The 18,093-nt window shown below is 57.0% G+C and carries 17 protein-coding genes; all 17 read left to right on the top strand.

Annotated elements, in window-relative coordinates; genetic code table 11:
* Window positions 1–50: 50 nt before the first annotated feature.
* Window positions 51–1,199, top strand: a complete 1,149-nt coding sequence (gene rlmN / locus ACLPGZ_RS14505; RefSeq protein ID WP_060185244.1) for a 23S rRNA (adenine(2503)-C(2))-methyltransferase RlmN — start codon at window positions 51–53, stop codon at window positions 1,197–1,199.
* Window positions 1,196–1,690 carry a helix-turn-helix domain-containing protein gene (locus tag ACLPGZ_RS14500; RefSeq protein WP_035272268.1) on the top strand — a complete coding sequence of 165 codons (495 nt, stop codon included), beginning with the start codon at window positions 1,196–1,198 and terminating at the stop codon, window positions 1,688–1,690. The genes rlmN and ACLPGZ_RS14500 overlap by 4 nt, the downstream gene beginning before the upstream one ends.
* Window positions 1,687–2,973, top strand: coding sequence for a flavodoxin-dependent (E)-4-hydroxy-3-methylbut-2-enyl-diphosphate synthase (ispG, locus tag ACLPGZ_RS14495; protein ID WP_035272271.1), 1,287 nt, complete (start codon window positions 1,687–1,689; stop codon window positions 2,971–2,973). The genes ACLPGZ_RS14500 and ispG overlap by 4 nt, the downstream gene beginning before the upstream one ends.
* A gap of 42 nt (window positions 2,974–3,015) precedes the next feature.
* Window positions 3,016–4,299 carry a histidine--tRNA ligase gene (gene hisS, locus ACLPGZ_RS14490; RefSeq protein ID WP_060185243.1) on the top strand — a complete coding sequence of 428 codons (1,284 nt, stop codon included), beginning with the start codon at window positions 3,016–3,018 and terminating at the stop codon, window positions 4,297–4,299.
* A 2-nt stretch (window positions 4,300–4,301) separates the two neighbouring features.
* Window positions 4,302–4,937 carry a YfgM family protein gene (locus ACLPGZ_RS14485; protein ID WP_009455880.1) on the top strand — a complete coding sequence of 212 codons (636 nt, stop codon included), beginning with the start codon at window positions 4,302–4,304 and terminating at the stop codon, window positions 4,935–4,937.
* Between the two features lie 3 nt (window positions 4,938–4,940).
* The gene (gene bamB / locus ACLPGZ_RS14480; protein WP_035272276.1) at window positions 4,941–6,119 is read left to right on the top strand and encodes an outer membrane protein assembly factor BamB; all 1,179 of its coding nucleotides are present in this window, start codon (window positions 4,941–4,943) and stop codon (window positions 6,117–6,119) included.
* Complete coding sequence (der, locus tag ACLPGZ_RS14475; protein ID WP_009455876.1) at window positions 6,116–7,474, top strand: ribosome biogenesis GTPase Der; 1,359 nt, start codon at window positions 6,116–6,118, stop codon at window positions 7,472–7,474. Before bamB ends, der begins: the two co-directional genes overlap by 4 nt.
* Window positions 7,474–8,556 (top strand): histidinol-phosphate transaminase, encoded by a 1,083-nt coding sequence (gene hisC, locus ACLPGZ_RS14470; protein ID WP_035272281.1) that lies wholly within the window; start codon window positions 7,474–7,476, stop codon window positions 8,554–8,556. The genes der and hisC overlap by 1 nt, the downstream gene beginning before the upstream one ends.
* 116 nt (window positions 8,557–8,672) lie before the next feature.
* A complete protein-coding gene (hfq, locus tag ACLPGZ_RS14465) occupies window positions 8,673–8,909 on the top strand; it encodes an RNA chaperone Hfq (protein WP_003799329.1) in 237 nt (78 codons plus the stop codon).
* A 78-nt stretch (window positions 8,910–8,987) separates the two neighbouring features.
* On the top strand, window positions 8,988–10,076 hold the full coding sequence (gene hflX, locus ACLPGZ_RS14460; protein ID WP_009455872.1) for a GTPase HflX: 1,089 nt from the start codon (window positions 8,988–8,990) through the stop codon (window positions 10,074–10,076).
* Window positions 10,060–11,376 carry an FtsH protease activity modulator HflK gene (hflK, locus tag ACLPGZ_RS14455; protein WP_060185241.1) on the top strand — a complete coding sequence of 439 codons (1,317 nt, stop codon included), beginning with the start codon at window positions 10,060–10,062 and terminating at the stop codon, window positions 11,374–11,376. The genes hflX and hflK overlap by 17 nt, the downstream gene beginning before the upstream one ends.
* 9 nt (window positions 11,377–11,385) lie before the next feature.
* A complete protein-coding gene (hflC, locus tag ACLPGZ_RS14450; protein WP_021446479.1) occupies window positions 11,386–12,273 on the top strand; it encodes a protease modulator HflC in 888 nt (295 codons plus the stop codon).
* Between the two features lie 170 nt (window positions 12,274–12,443).
* Entirely contained in the window at window positions 12,444–13,601 is a 1,158-nt protein-coding gene (locus ACLPGZ_RS14445) for an ATP phosphoribosyltransferase regulatory subunit (protein WP_009455869.1), read from the top strand.
* A 74-nt stretch (window positions 13,602–13,675) separates the two neighbouring features.
* Entirely contained in the window at window positions 13,676–14,971 is a 1,296-nt protein-coding gene (locus ACLPGZ_RS14440; RefSeq protein ID WP_009455867.1) for an adenylosuccinate synthase, read from the top strand.
* 154 nt (window positions 14,972–15,125) lie between these two features.
* Window positions 15,126–15,671: a phosphoribosyltransferase gene (locus tag ACLPGZ_RS14435; protein WP_021446480.1), complete on the top strand. Its 546-nt coding sequence runs from the start codon at window positions 15,126–15,128 to the stop codon at window positions 15,669–15,671.
* Window positions 15,672–15,793: 122 nt separating this feature from the next.
* Window positions 15,794–16,006: a 30S ribosomal protein S21 gene (gene rpsU, locus ACLPGZ_RS14430; protein ID WP_003799344.1), complete on the top strand. Its 213-nt coding sequence runs from the start codon at window positions 15,794–15,796 to the stop codon at window positions 16,004–16,006.
* Complete coding sequence (gene dnaG, locus ACLPGZ_RS14425) at window positions 16,003–18,009, top strand: DNA primase (protein ID WP_035272287.1); 2,007 nt, start codon at window positions 16,003–16,005, stop codon at window positions 18,007–18,009. The genes rpsU and dnaG overlap by 4 nt, the downstream gene beginning before the upstream one ends.
* Window positions 18,010–18,093: the final 84 nt, after the last annotated feature.

The raw sequence follows: 18,093 nt of genomic DNA, 5'->3' as shown, positions 1-18,093 counted from the left end.
CCCTCCTGCAAGAAAGTAATAGCCAGACCGCGTGAAGGTATTATTTTTTTATGTCATCGCTCGAACCTACTAACCTTCTGGGCCTGGGCCCGGAGCAACTTGTTGAACTGGTCGCCCAATGGGGTGGCAAGCCTTTCCGCGCGCGCCAATTGCAGCGCTGGATACACCAGCGTCAACAAGACGATTTTGGGCAGATGACGGATCTGGCGCGCGAGTTCCGCGAGCAGCTGACCGCTAATTGCGTTGTCACCGCGCCCAGCATGTCGCACGAACATATTTCTACCGACGGCACTCGTAAATGGCTGTTTGATGTAGGCAGCAATAACGCCGTCGAAGCGGTTTTCATTCCCGAGGACGACCGGGGCACCCTGTGTATTTCCAGCCAGGCTGGCTGCACGGTGGCCTGTCCATTCTGTTCCACGGGCTATCAAGGCTTCAACCGCAACCTGACGACCGCTGAAATCATTGGTCAGTTGTGGTTTGCTCGCCGTGCTTTGCTGAATGCGCCGGAAACCGCCCGTATTGGCGATGCCGAGCAAACCAGCACACGTGTTATCAGCAATGTGGTCATGATGGGCATGGGCGAACCCTTGCTCAATTACGATCAGGTGCTCGGTGCCTTGCGCCTGATGCTCGATGACAATGCCTACGGTCTGTCGCGCCGCCGCGTGACGGTCTCCACCTCCGGGGTGGTGCCCATGATGGATCGTCTGGCCAAAGATTGCCCGGTCGCACTGGCCGTATCGCTGCACGCGCCCAATGATGCGTTGCGTGATCGTCTGGTGCCCCTGAACAAGAAGTACCCGCTGGCCGAGCTTCTGGATGCCTGTAATCGCTATCTGGAGCACGCGCCGCGTGACTTCATCACGTTTGAATACATCATGCTGGACGGCATCAACGATACCGACCAGCATGCGCAGGAACTGTTGGACATCGCACGCATTGTGCGCTGTAAATTTAATTTGATTCCTTTCAATCCTTTTCCGCAGTCCGGTCTGAAACGCTCTTCAGCTGCACGGGTCAAACAGTTTGCCCAACGGCTGATGGATGGTGGGGTGGTAACCACAGTGCGCAAGACGCGCGGCGATGATATTGCTGCCGCTTGTGGACAGTTGGCGGGCGATATTCGTGATCGCACCCGTATCGAACAACGTTTGCCTGATCGTGCTGTCATTCAAATCAAACAGGAACGTGCATGAGCGAGACTCTGGTCCCCTCCAACCAATCGGCTCCGGAAACGGACTCAGGTGTAGGCCCGACATTGCGTGAACTGCGCCTGGCGCGATCCTGTACGCTGAACGAAGCCTCCACTCGCCTGAAGTTTTCGGTTCGCCAGCTAGAGGCCCTGGAGGCCCAGGAGTGGGACCAGTTGCCCGGTGGGCAGCCGTTGCGGGGCATGGTGCGCAATTACGCGCGCTTTCTGGAGGCCGACGTATCGGCTGTGCTGGTCATGCTGGAAGCTCAGGTCAGCGATACCGCTGCGCCCAAGCCCGTGCCGCGCAATCATTCGGGTGCGGGCTTGTCCAGTGCGGACTTGAGCCTGTATTCGGACTCGCGCGGTGGGTTTGGCTGGATCTGGATTCTTATCATTATTGTTTTGCTGTTGGTCGCTGGTTTTTACGCCATTGATCGGGGCTGGGTTCCCGAAGAGTGGCTGGTGTTCGATTGGCTCAAGGACTTGAAGAAATGACGCAGGGTCCCGAAACTCCCTCTGCTTGCCAACCTCTGCCGGTGGGCGCCCAACCCAAGCGGGTGACGCGTACGGTTGATGTGCGCTGGGGTGATCATGTTGTGAAACTGGGGGGCTCGGCGCCGGTCGTGGTGCAGTCCATGACCAATACGGATACGGTCGATGCCATTGCAACGGCTATCCAGGTCAAGGAACTGGCGCGTGCCGGTTCTGAAATGGTGCGTATTACGGTCAATACCCCCGAAGCGGCCCGTGAAGTGCCTGCCATTCGCGAGCAGCTGGACCGCATGGGCGTAAATGTCCCCTTGGTGGGGGACTTCCATTACAACGGCCATAAATTGCTGGCAGATTACCCCGAGTGTGCTCAGGCCCTGTCCAAGTACCGGATCAATCCGGGCAATATGGGCGGTGGCAAGCGCCGGGACGATAACTTCGCCAAGATGATCGAAATCGCTTGCCGTTACGACAAGGCTGTGCGAATTGGCGTGAACTGGGGCAGCCTGGATCACGAACTGATGGCCCGCATGATGGATGAAAATAACGAGCGTGCTCATCCCTGGACGGCTCAGGCGGTGATGCGCGATGCTCTGGTTATCTCTGCCATCAGCAACGCCCAGCGTGCCGAGGAACTGGGGCTGTCGGGCAACCGTATTGTTCTGTCCTGCAAGGTCAGCCATGTGCAGGACCTGATCACGGTCTACCAGGATTTGTCGGCTCGTTGTGACTACGCCTTGCACCTGGGTCTGACCGAAGCGGGGATGGGCAGCAAGGGGATTGTGGCTTCCACCGCCGCCTTGGCTGTCTTGTTGCAGCAAGGCATTGGTGACACCATTCGTATTTCCCTGACTCCTGAACCCGGTGGCGATCGTGCTCGTGAAGTGGTGGTGGCTCAGGAAATCTTGCAGACCATGGGTTTGCGTGCTTTCACCCCTATGGTGGTGGCGTGTCCGGGTTGTGGTCGCACCAGCAGTACGGTGTTCCAGGAGCTGGCCAACGATATTCAAAGCTATTTGCGTGACCAGATGCCCGTCTGGAAGGATCTGTATCCCGGCGTGGAAACCATGAACGTCGCGGTGATGGGCTGTGTGGTCAATGGTCCGGGGGAAAGCCGCCACGCCGATATTGGCATCAGCTTACCGGGAACCGGGGAAGTTCCTTCGGCACCCGTCTATGTGGATGGCGAGCGGGTGGTGACCCTGAAGGGTGATACTATCGCTCAGGAATTTCAGACCATTGTCCAGAATTACGTTGAGCGCCGCTACGGCAAAACATCAACGGTTTGATCAACACGCTTGTCAGTCTATGGCGAGCAAACCATTAGAATTATGACGCAGCAGTTTCAAAAGCTCCGCGCCCTGACGGGCATGAAAGACACCTTACCGGGTGAAAGCGCACAGTGGGAAGCCCTGGAGGCCCTGGTGCGGGAATGGTTGGCCAGCTATGGCTATCGCAATATGCGTACCCCCGTGCTGGAACATACCCAGTTGTTTGCTCGTGGTATTGGCGAAGTCACCGACATTGTCGAAAAGGAAATGTATTCCTTTACCGATTCGCTCAACGGCGACAAGCTCACCATGCGTCCCGAATTTACGGCGGGCATGGTGCGCGCCACTATCGAACATAATCTCTTGTACGATCGCCCTCATCGCGTTTATGCGATGGGACCGGTGTTCCGTCACGAGCGCCCGCAGCGTGGCCGCTACCGTCAGTTCCACCAGATCGACGTGGAAGCGTTGGGTCTGCCAGGGCCAGACGTTGATGCCGAGCTGATCGTCATGCTGGCCCGTTTGTGGAAGAAGCTGGGTCTGACGGACATCCGTCTGGAACTGAACTCCCTGGGTCAGGCTGAAGAGCGTGCCGCCCACCGTGCGGCCTTGATCGAGCACCTGGAAGCGCACAAGGATGTGCTGGACGAAGAAGCCCAGCGTCGCATGTATACCAACCCCTTGCGCGTGCTGGATACCAAAAATCCGGCCATGCAGGAAATGGCCAATGCGGCCCCACGTTTGTTCGACTTCCTGGGTGAAGAGTCTCGTGCTCACTTCCAGGGCGTCTGCGATCGTCTGGATGATGCCGGTATTGCCTACACATTGAACCCGCGCTTGGTGCGTGGTCTGGATTATTACAATCTGACCGTGTTCGAGTGGGTAACGGATCGCCTGGGTGCTCAAGGGACGGTGTGCGGCGGTGGCCGTTACGACGGCCTGATCGAATTGATGGGTGGCAAGCCTTCGCCCGCCGTGGGTTTTGCTATTGGTGTGGAGCGCTTGCTGGACCTGTGCTCGCAAGATGGCGAGCAGCCAGCCATTCCCGAATGTCAGGTGTATATGGTTCACCAGGGTGAGGCAGCCCAGCGCAAGGCCTCGCTGTTGGCCGAGCAATTGCGGGATGCCGGTTTGCAGGTGATAGTCCATGCAGGCTCCAGCGGCTTCAAGTCCCAGTTCAAACGGGCTGATGCCAGTGGTGCGCAGGCCGCCGTTATTTTGGGTGACGACGAACTCCAAAAAGAACAGGCCAGTGTGAAATGGTTGCGTGCTGCGGATGGCGCCGAGCAGCAACAGTCTGTTGAATTTTCTGAACTCGCCAGTGTTTTGTCAGCAAGGATTTGAGCATGGCCTACGATCTTGAAGAACAGGAAAAACTAGATGCCATGCGAGCATGGTGGGACCGCTGGGGCACCTTGTGCATCGTGCTGGCTTTTGCTGCCTTGGCGGCGGTAGCCGGCTGGCGCGGTTGGCAGTGGTACCAGGGGCATCAGGCCGGTCAGGCCATGGGTTACTTTGAGGCGCTGGAAAGTGCGGCTGCCCAGACCGGCGAAGAGGCCGATGCCCGCGTGCTGGCTGCCAGCACGACCTTGCGTAACGATTTCCCCAAGTCCGGCTACACCTCCCGTGGTGTCTTGCTGGCTGCCCAGGCTTTGCAGCAACGCGGCAATCTGACGCCTGCTCGTGAGCAACTGGAGTGGATGGTTAAAACCAACCACGACCCGGCGCTGACTCCGCTGGCGCGTTTGCGTCTGGCTGGTATCTTGCTGGAACAGAAGAATTACGATGATGCCCTGGCTCAGCTGACAAATCCTCCTGCCAGCTTTGCCGGTCTGTTTGCGGATCGCAAAGGCGATATTCTGGCCGCCCAAGGGCAGAACGATGCAGCACGCGAAGCCTGGACGCAGGCCGTGGAGTTGCTCAAGCAAGACCCTATTTCGCAGTTGGTACAGATCAAACTTGATGCCCTGGCAGGAGCTTAATTCATGTCTCTTCCTACTATTCGCAAATCGCCATCCTCTGCCATGCGTGTCCTGCGCTTGAGCGCTCTGGCCCTGAGCCTGACCGCTTTGGCCGGTTGCTCCATGTTCTCCAGCAAGGATCCTCGTTTCGAGCCTACGCCCCTGACGGAATACACCCCTGGTGTGGCCGCCAAGATCAGCTGGAGCACCTCGATTGGTAGCGGCGCAGACTCCGGCTTTGCACCGCAAGTCAGTGGCTCCTCGGTCTACGCCGCGACGGTCTCGGGTCAGGTCAGCAAGGTGGATCTGGATACGGGTCGCGTGCAGTGGTCGGCCAATGCCGGCAAGAAGTTGACCGCCGGTGCCGGTTCGGACGGTGTGGTGACTGCGGTCGCTTCGGTGGACGGGAACGTCATTGCGTTTGACGACTCGGGCAAGGAGTTGTGGCGCAGTCGTAGCAGCAGCGCTGTGAATGTGCCGCCTGCTGTGGGTGCCGGTGTGGTTGTGGTGCGTACCAGCGACTACCGCTTGCAGGCATTTGATGCCAGCACAGGCGATCTGCGCTGGAGCCTGCAGCGTCCTGGCCCCGCCTTGTCGCTGAAAACCAGCATGCAAATGCGCATTATTGATGGTTTGTTGTTGGCAGGAATGCCCAACGGCCGTTTGATGGCCATTGACGCGGCTCAAGGTCATCTGGTGTGGGAAGGCAGTATTTCTGTCTCCCGTGGCGCGACGGACCTGGAGCGCATTAATGACGTCGTGGGTGCTCCCCAGGTCGTCGATCCCCTGCTGTGCGGTGCAACCTACCAAGGTCGTGTTGCCTGCTTTGACGTCTCCCAAGGTGGACGACTGGTGTGGGATAGGGAATTTTCGGCCGGTACCGGTATCGCAGCGGACAACCATATGTTGTATGCCGCCAATAGCCGCGACCAGATTGAAGCGTTTGCCATGACAGACGGGCAAACCATCTGGACGCAGAATGCTTTGCGTAACCGTGGTCTGGCTCCTTTGGCCGTCATGCCCCAGGCGCTCGCCGCCGGTGACATGGAAGGCTATGTTCACTTTCTATCGCGACTGGACGGCACCTTGTTGGGTCGGGTCAGTGTCGGCGGTGGTGCCATTGTGTCGCCTTTGATCGGAACCCCGCGTGGGGTCCTGGTTCAGACCGGCAATGGTAATTTGGTCTTGGTTGGAATCAATTGAAAAGCGTTTCTTTTAAGCCCGTAGTGGCTTTGGTCGGTCGGGCCAACGTCGGCAAGTCCACTTTGTTCAACCGCCTGACGCGCTCGCGCGCGGCGCTGGTGGCGAACTTCCCAGGCCTGACCCGCGACCGTCATTATGGCGAAGGCCGGGTTGGCAGCCGCCCCTATATCGTGGTCGATACGGGTGGTTTTGAGCCTGTGGCCAAAACTGGCATGTTGCTGGAGATGGCTCGTCAGACCCAGCAGGCGATTGCCGAAGCTGACGTGGTCGTCTTTCTGGTCGATGCCCGTGAGGGCGTCAATGCACTGGATCTGGAAATTGCGCAGTTGCTGCGCAAGCTGGGTCAGAAAGTGCTGCTGGCCGTCAACAAGGCCGAAGGCATGCGTTACGAGGCCGGTGGCGTGGAATTCCACGAACTGGGCCTGGGTCAGCCTTACCTGATCTCCGCTTCCCACGGCGATGGCGTGGAAGAGCTGATCAACCTGGCACTGGAGCAAGTGCCCAATCCTGAGCCTGAAGAGGATGGCCAGGATGACGATGAATTTCAGCACCGTATCAAGCTGGCGATTGTGGGCCGCCCCAATGTGGGTAAATCCACCTTGATCAATACCCTGGTGGGTGAGGATCGCGTGATTGCGTTTGACCAGCCCGGTACGACGCGTGATGCCATTGAGATCGAGTTCGAGCGCAACGGGGTAGAATACACCCTGATCGACACGGCCGGTTTGCGCAAGCGCGGCAAGGTATTTGAAGCGGTTGAAAAGTTCTCCGTTATCAAGACCTTGCAGGCGATTGAAGCGTGTAACGTGGTCTTGCTGATGATTGACGCTCACACCGAAATTTCCGACCAGGACGCCAGCATTGCGGGCTTCGTGGTGGAAACCGGTCGTGCACTGGTGGTGGGCATCAACAAGTGGGATGGCCTGGACGAGTACCAGCGCGAGTGGATCAAGCGCGAGTTCGATCGCAAATTGCGCTTCCTGAACTTTGCCAAGATGCACACCTTGTCGGCGCTGAAAGGGCAGGGGATCAATCCCTTGCTCAAGTCGGTCAATGCCGCTCATGCTGCTGCCTTCTCCAAGCTGTCCACGCCCAAGCTCACTCGCGTCATGCAAGAAGCGGTGGAACAGCAACAGCCACCGCGCAAGGGCATTTTCCGTCCCAAGTTGCGGTATGCTCACCAAGGTGGCATGAACCCGCCGATCGTGGTGATTCACGGCAACGCCCTGGATGCCATTTCGGACAGTTACCGCCGTTATCTGGAGACGCGTTTTCGCGAGGCCTTCAAGCTGGAAGGCACGCCTTTGCGCATCGAATTCAAATCATCTAAAAACCCTTATCTGAAGGACGCGTAATGAGCCGTTTGTGGAGTGATCATGTAGCGGGGCTTTCACCCTATGTACCGGGTGAGCAGGTCAAGCTGGATAACCTCTTGAAGCTGAACACAAACGAACATCCTTTCGGTCCGTCGCCTAAAGCGCTGGAAGCGATCCGCCAGGCGGCGACCGATGATTTGCGTCTTTACCCTTCCTATAGCGCGCAGGAACTGCGTGATGCTGTGGCGCACAACCACGGCGTGAAAGCCAATAATGTCTTTTTGGGCAATGGCTCGGACGAAGTGCTGGCCCATGTGTTCAGCGCCTTGTTCCTGCGTGGTGTGCGTCCGGTCCTGCTGCCGGATATCACGTACAGCTTCTACACCACTTACTGTTCGTACTTCGGTGTGCCTGCTGATATCGTGCCGCTGCGCGAGGACTTCACGTTGAATGTGCAGGACTATGTGCGCAAGCGCAGTTTGCCACCTGCCGGCATCATTTTTGCCAACCCCAATGCGCCTACCGGTATTCCGCTGTCTTTGGAAGATATCGAAACCATTCTGGCTGCCAACCCGGACACCACGGTTGTCGTGGACGAGGCTTACGTGGATTTCGGCGGCACGTCCTCGGTCAGCCTGCTGGAAAAGTATGACAACCTGGTTGTCATCCAAACCATGTCCAAGTCGCGTGCCCTGGCAGGCCTGCGTGTGGGTTATGCCCTGGCCAGCGCTGACATCATCCAGGCGCTGGAGCGTGTGAAAGACAGTTTCAACTCCTACCCCATGGACACGATCGCCCAGGTGGGGGCCGTGGCTTCCTTGAAGGATACGGAGTATTTTGCCCGACAATGCCAGGCTGTGATTGATGCACGCGAGCAGTTGCGCGCTGATCTGGAGCAGCTGGGTTTCGAGATTTTGCCCTCGAAAGCGAACTTTTTGATGGCAACTCACCCTAAGCATTCGGCAGCTGGTATTCAGCAGGCCTTGCGTGAACAGGGGATTTTGGTTCGCCACTTCCGCCAGCCACGCATTGAGCAGTATTTACGTATTACGGTAGGATCGCCCGAGCAATGTGCCCGACTGTGCAACAGTTTGCGGCAGATTTTAGGGCAAGGCGCCTGATATACACCTATTAGATAAAAATCTCCAGTTTGGAACGTGCGAATTCAGGGAAAACCCGGTAAAGTAGTGGGATTCGCTTCCATTTCTGGAAAAACAACATAACCGGAGCCTCACCAATGAGCAATAAAGGGCAAATTCTACAAGACCCGTTTTTGAACGCGCTGCGCAAGGAGCATATCCCTGTGTCGATCTACCTGGTCAACGGCATCAAGCTGCAAGGTCAGATCGAGTCCTTCGATCAGTATGTCGTACTGCTGCGCAATACAGTCACTCAAATGGTGTATAAGCACGCGATCTCTACCGTCGTTCCTGCACGCCCCGTTACTTTGGCTGCGGATGAGCAGGCTGAATAAATCCTCACCCAGTTCTTTGTACTCTGAAAGACCCGTCTCGCGGTGCCCGCGGGCGGGTCTTTGTTTCTGGAGCAAGCGTTGAAGGCACTGGTAATTAGTGTGGATATGGGCGAGCTGGACTACAAGGCCCATGCTGAAGAATTCGTCATGCTGGCTGAAGGGGCGGGCGCCCAGATTATGGAACTGATGGTCGTGCGTCGGTCCCGTCCAGATTCTGCCTACTACATCGGTACGGGCAAGCTGGAAGAGGCCGTCGCCCTGGCCAAGGCAACTGGCGCCGAAGTCGTGCTGTTTGATCATGCCTTGAGCCCGGCCCAGCAGCGTAATCTGGAGCGCAAGCTGGAGCTGCGTGTGGTTGACCGAGTTGCCCTGATTCTGGATATTTTTGCCCTGCGTGCGCAAAGTCACGAAGGTAAATTGCAGGTGGAACTGGCCCAGCTGCAGCACCTGACTTCCCGATTGACCCGGATGTGGACGCACTTGGAACGCCAAAAGGGTGGTATCGGTATGCGCGGTCCAGGTGAATCGCAGCTGGAAATGGACCGCCGGATGATTGGCGACAAAGTCCGTACCTTGCGTGAGCGTCTGGCCAAGGTGCAACGCCAGCGCAGCACCCAACGCCGTGCTCGTTCTCGTAGCGGCACCTTGTCGGTGTCTCTGGTGGGCTACACCAACACGGGAAAATCCACGCTATTTAACGCCTTGACCCGAGCGGACGCCTACGCAGCTGACCAGTTATTTGCTACCTTGGATACCACCACGCGTCGTATCTGGATTGAAGGGGCAGGGCAGGTCGTAATTTCGGATACGGTGGGCTTCATTCGTGAATTGCCACCGACCTTGATTGCCGCTTTCCGGGCCACTTTGGAAGAGACCGTCCATGCAGACGTATTGCTGCATGTGGTCGATGCGGCCAACCCTCAACGCGATGAACAAATCGCTGAAGTTCATAAGGTTCTGGAGGACATCGGGGCCCATGAAATACCTCGCATTCTGGTCTATAACAAAATTGACCAAGCCGGCTATGAGCCACGGGTAGAGCGGGATGAACATGGTACTATTGCCCGAGTCTTTGTTAGCGCTTTAGAGCGCATCGGATTGGATGGCTTGCGTACAGCAATCGTCGAATCAGGTCATTTCGCGGAAAACAATGCGTCTGAACAATAAAATATTCAATCTCAATGATCCCGGTTGGGGACGAGACAGTGGCAAAAACGGTTCCGAGCCACCTCGCCGCCCCGAGAAACAAGATGGCCCGCCTGACCTCGACGAGGTATGGCGTGACTTCAACAGTCGCTTGGGATCTTTATTCGGCAAAAAGGGACGTCGCTCCCCTCCCGGTGGCATGCCTCCGGGTAGCGGTAATGGCCCATCCATCCCCAAAGGCTCGCCCAAGCTGCTGATCATCGGCGGTGTGGTCGCGGTCGGTCTGTGGATGGCCAGTGGCTTTACCATCGTGCAGGAAGGTCAGGTTGCCGTGGTGACTCGTTTTGGCGAGTACACGAAAACTCTGAATCCCGGTTTGCAGTGGCGTTGGCCCGCTCCCATCGAAGATCACCAGACTGTGAATATTTCGCAGTTGCGTACCTTTGAAGTGGGCTACCGCGGCAGTGCACGCAATAAAGTTCTACCTGAATCGTTGATGCTGACAACTGACGAGAATATCGTCGACATGCAGTATGTGGTTCAGTACCGTTTGCTGCCTACAGGCGCACCGGATTACCTGTTCAACACCAATAATCCGGACGAGTCGGTACGTCAGGCGGCTGAAACCGCCATGCGTGAAGTCGTGGGCAAGCAGCCCATGGACTCCGTGCTGTACTCCGGCCGTACCCAGATTGCATCGGACGTGCAGCAGCTGGCCCAGTCCATTCTGGACCGCTACCGTACCGGCATTCAGATCAGCACCGTAGCTATCCAGAACGTGCAGCCGCCCGAGCAGGTTCAGGCCGCCTTTGACGATGCCGTCAAGGCCGGTCAGGACCGCGAGCGTCAGATCAACGAAGGTCAGGCCTACGCCAACAAGGTGTTGCCCGAAGCCGCTGGTCAAGTGGCTCGCATGATGCAGGAGTCTGAGGGTTACAAGGCTCGTGTGATCGGTGATGCCAAGGGTGATACCGCCCGTTTTGGTAGCGTCGAGGCCGAGTACGTGAAGGCTCCGGGTGTAACGCGGGATCGTCTGTACCTGTCCACAATTCAGGAAATCCTGGAGAGCACCAGCAAGGTACTGGTTGATACCCGTAGTGATAACAACATGATCTATCTGCCTTTGGACAAGATCGTGCGTCAGGTGGGTAGCCGTACGGATATGGAGCCGTCCGCTCCTGTCGCTTCGGCCGCTTCGCAAGGACAGGTCAGCCGTCCAGTTCCCGCTGCGGCACCCAAAGCGCCTGCGCCAGCCAATCCAGCCGGTCTGGATACCTCGCTGGGCTCTTTGGTCAGTCCTTATTCCCCATACGCACGCTAGGAGAGCTTGATGCAACGTTTATTTCCTGCTCTGGTGGCCCTGGCGGTAATTGTCGGTCTGCTGCTGTCTTCCGTTTTCATCGTGCGTGAGCGCGATGCGGCTCTGGTTTTTGCCCTGGGTGAGGTGCGCGGCACCATCACGACTCCCGGTCTGTATTTCAAGTTGCCGCCACCGTTTGAAAACGTGGTGTTTCTGGACAAGCGTCTGCAGACGATTGAAACCAAGGACCCCGAGCGTATTCAGACGGCTGAAAAGAAGAACCTGCTGATCGACTCCTACGTCAAATGGCGTATTTCCGATCCACGCCTGTTTTACGTGACATTTGGTGCGACGGATCGTGGTGCTGTCGAGCGTTTGCAGGCCCAGATTCGTGATGCCCTGAACGCCTCGGTGAACGTACGTACGGTGAAAGAAGTGGTTTCCACCGAGCGTGATGCCATCATGCGTGAAGTGCTGACGGCCGTTGAGGCCCGTGCCCGTCCTTTGGGTGTGGAAGTGATTGACGTGCGTTTGCGTCGTATTGACTTCGCTCCCGAGATTTCGGAATCGGTGTACCGTCGTATGGAAGCCGAACGTACACAAGAAGCCAACCGTTTGCGTGCAACCGGTGCTGCTGAAAGTGAGCGTATCCGTGCCGAAGCCGAACGTCAGCGTGAAGAGTTGCTGGCCGACGCGTATGCCCAAGCTCAGGCCATCCGTGGTCAGGGTGATGGTGAAGCCGCTGCCATTTACTCCGATAGTTATGGCAAGAACCCTGAGTTCTATCGTTTCTACCGCAGCCTGGAAGCCTACCGCAGTGCTTTCAGCAAACAGACCGACACACTGGTCATCAGCCCTGACTCTGATTTCTTCAAGTATTGGGGCAAGCAAGGATCACCCGCAGCACCTGCGAACTGATCCCCGCTAGAGAACTTAGGGCCGCTGGGTGTTCCACCCGCGGCCCTGATCGTTTATACTAGCGTGTAAGTTACTAACACCACTTCGCATGCGACTTGGGCGGCTTACAGGCCCCAAGTCGCTTTTTGTTTGGCTGGAACTTTCGTTTATAAGTAGTCCGAGGCACGAGTATGTCCAATTGGTTGTTGCCAGAGAGCCTGGCTGATATCTTGCCTGCAGAGGCGCGCCGCATCGAAGAACTGCGCCGCGATTTGCTAGACTTGTATCGTACTTACGGGTTCGAACTGGTAGCTCCACCTTTGGTGGAGTATCTGGAATCCCTGCAAGCGGTTTCTGGCACAGATCTGAATCTGCGTACCAGCAAAGTCGTCGATCAAATCTCGGGTCGTACCATGGGCGTACGCGCCGACATGACCCCCCAGGTGGCACGTATCGACGCTCACTTGCTTAACCGCGAAGGCGTCACTCGGCTTTGCTACTGTGGTTCGGTCTTGCATGCCCGTCCGGCTGGTTTGTTGTCGGATCGTGAATTGCTGCAGATTGGCGCGGAAATTTTCGGTCATGCCGGTATTGAGTCCGATCTGGAAGTGGTGCAACTGGCGCTGGAAAGCGTGGGTCGGGCAGGGGTGCATCATCCTCGCCTCGACTTGAACTACCCCGATCTGGGGCGCTTCCTGATCGAGCGCGATCCTATTTTGAAAACCCGCGTGGCAGAAGTGTGTGAGCTTCTGAACGCCAAAGATGTGTCGGGCCTGCGCGCCCTGGGTCGTGAGTCGGGCTGTCTGCCTGAAACCACCCGCTATCTGCTGGCTTTGACCTCGCTGTATGGCGATGGCAGCGTACTGGAGCGTGCCCGCAGTGTTCTGCCGGACGAACCGGAAGTGCGCGAAGCTCTGGGTAGCCTGCGCAGCTTCATTGATGCCTTGCCTGGCCACGAAATTACGGTGGACCTGGCCGACATCGGCAGCGGTTATGCCTACCATTCGGGCCTGATCTTTTCGGTTTACGCCGAAGGCTGGCACGATGCCTTGGTCAAGGGCGGACGCTTTGACGGTATTGGCCGCATGTATGGTCGTGCTCGTCCTGCAACCGGCTTCAGCCTGGATTTGCGCAAGCTCTCGGCTGGCTTGGCACCGGCTCAGGCAGCCCGTGCAGTACGTGCTCCCTGGGGCAGTGATGCGGCCCTGACGGCAGCGGTCAAGCAGCTGCGTCAAAACGGTGAAATTGTGATTCAGATGCTGCCCGGTCAGGAGCTGAATCTGGATGAATTCGTGATCGATCGCGAGCTGGTCTCGTTGGACGGTCAGTGGCAAGTTAGGGCGCTGTAAGCCAGGCGGCTTGTAGCGTTGGTGATTGTTATTGGTCCGGCACCGTGCCGGCCTCCTTTATTCTGATACTAGACATGAGCAAAAACCTTGTGGTGATTGGCACCCAGTGGGGTGACGAAGGCAAAGGCAAGATCGTCGACTGGCTGGCCGAGTCCGCGCATGGCGTGGTTCGTTTCCAGGGTGGGCATAACGCTGGCCATACATTGTGGATTAATGGCAAGAAGACCATTCTGCGCTTGATTCCGTCGGGCATCATGCACGAGCACGTCACTTGCTACATTGGCAATGGCGTGGTGCTGTCGCCTGAGGCCCTCTTGACTGAAATCGCCGAGCTGGAAGCTGCCGGTCTGGACGTGCGTTCGCGCCTGCAGATCTCGCCCGCTTGCCCGCTGATTTTGCCCTACCACATCGCCGTGGACCAGGCTCGTGAAAAGCGTAAAGGCGACGGCAAGATCGGTACGACCGGTCGCGGTATCGGCCCTGCTTACGAAGACAAGGTGGCACGCCGTGCCCTGCGTGTTCAGGACCTGTACGATCCCGAAATCTTTGACGAAAAATTGTCCGAAGCGCTGGATTACCACAACTTCGTGCTGACCCAGTACTTGGGCGCTGAAGCTGTTTCCGCTGAACAGGTTCGCGACCTGGCCATGAAGCACGCAGAACAGCTGGCTCCTATGGTCGCTGATGTATCCAACAACCTGTACCAGGCCAAGAAAGCAGGGCAGAAACTCCTGTTTGAAGGTGCCCAGGGTGCATTGTTGGATATTGACCACGGTACATACCCCTTCGTGACCAGCAGCAACTGCTTGTCCGGTGCCGCTTCCGCAGGTTCGGGTGTGGGTCCTCAGGAATTGAGCTACGTGCTCGGTATCGCCAAGTCCTACACCACTCGCGTGGGTTCGGGTCCATTCCCGACCGAGTTGCTGGATGACACCGGCATGCGTCTGGCTACGGTTGGCAAGGAATTCGGTTCCGTTACCGGTCGTCCACGTCGTTGCGGCTGGTTTGATGCGGCGGCCATGAAGCGTTCGGTCATGATTAACGGTATTTCCGGACTGTGCATTACCAAGCTGGACGTGCTGGACGGCGTTGAGCAGATCAAGATTGGTGTGGGTTACCGCTACAAGGGCGAGTTCCTGGACGTCCTGCCCTACGGCGCACACGCGGTTGCCGAAGCCGAGCCTGTCCTGGAAGAAATGCCCGGCTGGACCGAGTCCACTGTGGGCGTAACCGACTACGACAAGTTGCCTATCAACGCTCGTCGTTACCTGGAACGCATTGCTGAACTGTGCGATGTACCTATCGACATGGTTTCCACAGGGCCAGATCGCAACGAAACCATCGTATTGCGCGATCCGTTTACCAAATAAGCGATTTATCGCGGTATAATGCCTTGCACCGTTGTACGGTGCGTACAGAGCGGCCTGAAGGGCCGCTTTGTCGTTCTGGACGCTGCGTTGGCCTACCAGACTCTTGTTTTGCAGGTACCAAAGCGCAGCTAGTGCATTTATATCTGGAATACATATGAGTCTGCCCCCAAATAGCGATACTGATGAATGGGTTTCCTGGGAACAATACAATCGCCTGATTGAACAATTGGCCCTGAGTATTCACGAATCAGGCTGGAAATTCGACAAAATTGTTTGCCTGGCCCGAGGCGGCATGAGAGTGGGAGACGTTATTTCGCGCATCTATGATGTACCCCTGGGTATTTTGGCCACCAGCAGCTATCGCGAAGCCGCCGGTACCGAACAGGGTGATCTGGATATTGCGCAATACATCACCATTACCCGTGGCACCCTGGATGGCAATGTGCTGCTGGTCGATGATATGGTCGATACGGGCAAGACTTTTATGCGTGTACGTGATCACCTGCGTGCACAGTTTCCCGCGATCACCGAGCTGAAAACCGCCGTTTTGTGGTGGAAAGGCCACGCCCAGGTCGACCCGGACTACTACGTGTCCAAGTTGCCCACAAATCCCTGGATTCATCAGCCTTTTGAGGACTACGATAGCATTCGCCCTCATCAGCTGGACGCCTGGATCCGTAAGGGTACCGGCCAGGCTTGATCGCTGGCATTCAGATAATTGGTGGATAGCCTAATTGCGCCTTGTTTGGTGTATGCCAGCAATCGTGCTACCATATTGGGCTATCTGTTACGCTAACTCTTTTTACAAAGGTCAGGGATTACATGTCCATTGTTCGCCTGAAAGAAAACGAACCCTTTGAAGTTGCTCTGCGCCGCTTCAAACGCACTATTGAAAAAACCGGTCTGTTGACCGAGCTGCGTTCGCGCGAATTCTACGAAAAGCCAACGGCTGAGCGCAAGCGCAAGCACGCTGCCGCCGTGAAGCGTCACTACAAACGCATCCGCAGCCAGCAACTGCCTCCACGCTTGTATTGATCCCTGAATCTTTTGTTCAGGAACTGCTCGCCCGTGTCGATGTCGTAGATGTCGTCGGGCGGTACGTGCAGTTGCGTAAAGGCGGGGCCAACTTGCTTGGCCTGTGCCCTTTTCACAACGAAAAATCCCCTTCATTTACAGTCAGTCCCACCAAGCAGTTTTACCATTGCTTCGGTTGTGGCGCTCACGGATCGGCTATCTCGTTCCTGATGGAACACACAGGGGCTTCATTCCCCGAGGCGGTACGCAGCTTAGCTGGTTCCGTCGGAATGACTGTGCCCGAAGCAGATCGCACCCCACGCCAACGTGCTGCCGATGCGCGTCGTAAAGACGAGTTGTCGCGTCAGCATCATATTCTTGAAACGGCACAGGGGCACTACCTACGTCAGCTAAAACAGTCACCCATTGCTATCGACTATCTAAAACGTCGTGGCCTGGATGGGGAGACGGCTGCCCGTTTCGGGTTGGGCTGGACAGGTACGGAGCGACGCGGCTTATCGGCTGTATTTCCGCAGTACGAAGACAAGCAGCTGGTTGAGTCCGGCTTGGTGATCGAGTCCGAAGATGGTCGTCGCTACGACCGTTTCCGTTCACGCATCATGTTTCCGATCCGCAGTACCAAGGGCCATATCATTGGCTTTGGTGGCCGTCTGATCGAAAAAGGTGAACCCAAGTACCTGAATTCGCCGGAAACCACGCTGTTTTCCAAAGGACACGAGCTATACGGCTTGTGGGAAGGACGTCAGGGCATACGCAAAGAAGGCTTTGTCCTGATTGTTGAAGGTTATATGGACGTGGTGGCGCTGTCGCAACATGGCTTGCACAATGCCGTAGCGACCTTGGGCACCGCGACAACCGAATACCACATCACCAAATTGATGCGCGCCAGCGACAGGCTGGTGTTTTGCTTTGATGGTGACGGGGCAGGGCGCAAGGCCGCCTGGCGTGCTTTGAATACCTGCTTGCCACTGGTGCGTGACGATGTGTCCATCCGCTTCATGTTCCTGGCGGATAACCACGACCCCGATTCTTTTGTTCGTGAGCACGGCGCTGCCGCGTTTCGCGAGCAGGCCCAGGAAGCAGCAGCTTTGTCGCGCTTCTTCCTGGACGAGCTGGCCGCCCGCCATCGCATGGACGAGGCCGAAGGCCGCGCGGCTTGCGTGCACGAGGCTTTGCCTTTGTTGCTGGAACTGGCTGACAGTACCTTGAAGGTGCAGATTCAGCACGAATTTGCCCGCATGGTGCTGCTGACGCCAGACGAGCTGGCGCAGCGCCTGAGTACCGTAGAGCCGGTTCGCCGGCCTGCCGTGGATACGCCGCCGGCTCAGGATGGTCTGGTAGCCAGACCACCGGTTCCGGCACAGCCAGCACCATCTTCAGATGGCATGGAGCCGTTTGAAGACGGTTTTGACGGTTCCTTTGCTGACAGCCTGCCTATGGATGGCTGGCAGGACGAGCCCGATTGGCAGCCTCAGGAGCAATATCAGGAGCGGCCAGCATCAGGTCGCGGCAAGGGTGGCAAGAATAATCGTCAACGGCAAGAGCGCGCTGTCCTGGGTGGCAGCCGCGCCGTGACTCCGATGGCCAAGCGATTGCTGCGCTTGCTCATTGGGCATCCAACCCTGGTGGGAGGGTTGGGTGATCAACAACTTGAAATTTTGGCGCAAAGTCCCCACTTACGTTTAGTGCAAGAGCTGATTGCCTTAAGCAATATCAGCTCGGCGCGTCACGCAGGTGCGTTGCTGGAGGCCGTGGACCCCGAGTCCGACCTGGCCCCCGTGCTCGAAGCGCTGGCCACGGAGCTCTTGGGCGAAGAAGAATTGCCCGATCCGCAGGGTGAATGGCGTGATGCGCTGCATCGCATCGAACTGGATGCGATCAAGGCAGAGCAGTCGGCATTGGTGGCCACGGGCTTGCAAGAGCCCGAACAGCGTCAGCGTTATCAAGAATTGACACGCCGTATTGCTTTGTTGAATGCTGCTTATACTCGGCAAGTGAAGTAAAATATTGGGTTATGTGTTGTGTTTGTGGCCGGCCAGGGGGTTAAAACTGGTACGCGAGCAAATGCGGCGGGTTAGCGGATTGTG

Source organism: Alcaligenes sp. Me129, from assembly GCF_050487245.1.
Lineage (GTDB): Bacteria > Pseudomonadota > Gammaproteobacteria > Burkholderiales > Burkholderiaceae_B > Alcaligenes > Alcaligenes phenolicus.
This window is presented reverse-complemented; position numbering and strand designations above follow the sequence as displayed.

Coding starts and splice junctions, on each gene's coding strand:
- ACLPGZ_RS14440 (WP_009455867.1), top strand. CDS start 13,676: ATGAGCAAAAACCTTGTGGTGATTGGCACCCAGTGGGGTGACGAAGGC.
- ACLPGZ_RS14445 (WP_009455869.1), top strand. CDS start 12,444: ATGTCCAATTGGTTGTTGCCAGAGAGCCTGGCTGATATCTTGCCTGCA.
- ACLPGZ_RS14435 (WP_021446480.1), top strand. CDS start 15,126: ATGAGTCTGCCCCCAAATAGCGATACTGATGAATGGGTTTCCTGGGAA.
- rlmN (WP_060185244.1), top strand. CDS start 51: ATGTCATCGCTCGAACCTACTAACCTTCTGGGCCTGGGCCCGGAGCAA.
- hisC (WP_035272281.1), top strand. CDS start 7,474: ATGAGCCGTTTGTGGAGTGATCATGTAGCGGGGCTTTCACCCTATGTA.
- hfq (WP_003799329.1), top strand. CDS start 8,673: ATGAGCAATAAAGGGCAAATTCTACAAGACCCGTTTTTGAACGCGCTG.
- hisS (WP_060185243.1), top strand. CDS start 3,016: ATGACGCAGCAGTTTCAAAAGCTCCGCGCCCTGACGGGCATGAAAGAC.
- hflK (WP_060185241.1), top strand. CDS start 10,060: ATGCGTCTGAACAATAAAATATTCAATCTCAATGATCCCGGTTGGGGA.
- bamB (WP_035272276.1), top strand. CDS start 4,941: ATGTCTCTTCCTACTATTCGCAAATCGCCATCCTCTGCCATGCGTGTC.
- hflC (WP_021446479.1), top strand. CDS start 11,386: ATGCAACGTTTATTTCCTGCTCTGGTGGCCCTGGCGGTAATTGTCGGT.
- ACLPGZ_RS14485 (WP_009455880.1), top strand. CDS start 4,302: ATGGCCTACGATCTTGAAGAACAGGAAAAACTAGATGCCATGCGAGCA.
- ACLPGZ_RS14500 (WP_035272268.1), top strand. CDS start 1,196: ATGAGCGAGACTCTGGTCCCCTCCAACCAATCGGCTCCGGAAACGGAC.
- ispG (WP_035272271.1), top strand. CDS start 1,687: ATGACGCAGGGTCCCGAAACTCCCTCTGCTTGCCAACCTCTGCCGGTG.
- rpsU (WP_003799344.1), top strand. CDS start 15,794: ATGTCCATTGTTCGCCTGAAAGAAAACGAACCCTTTGAAGTTGCTCTG.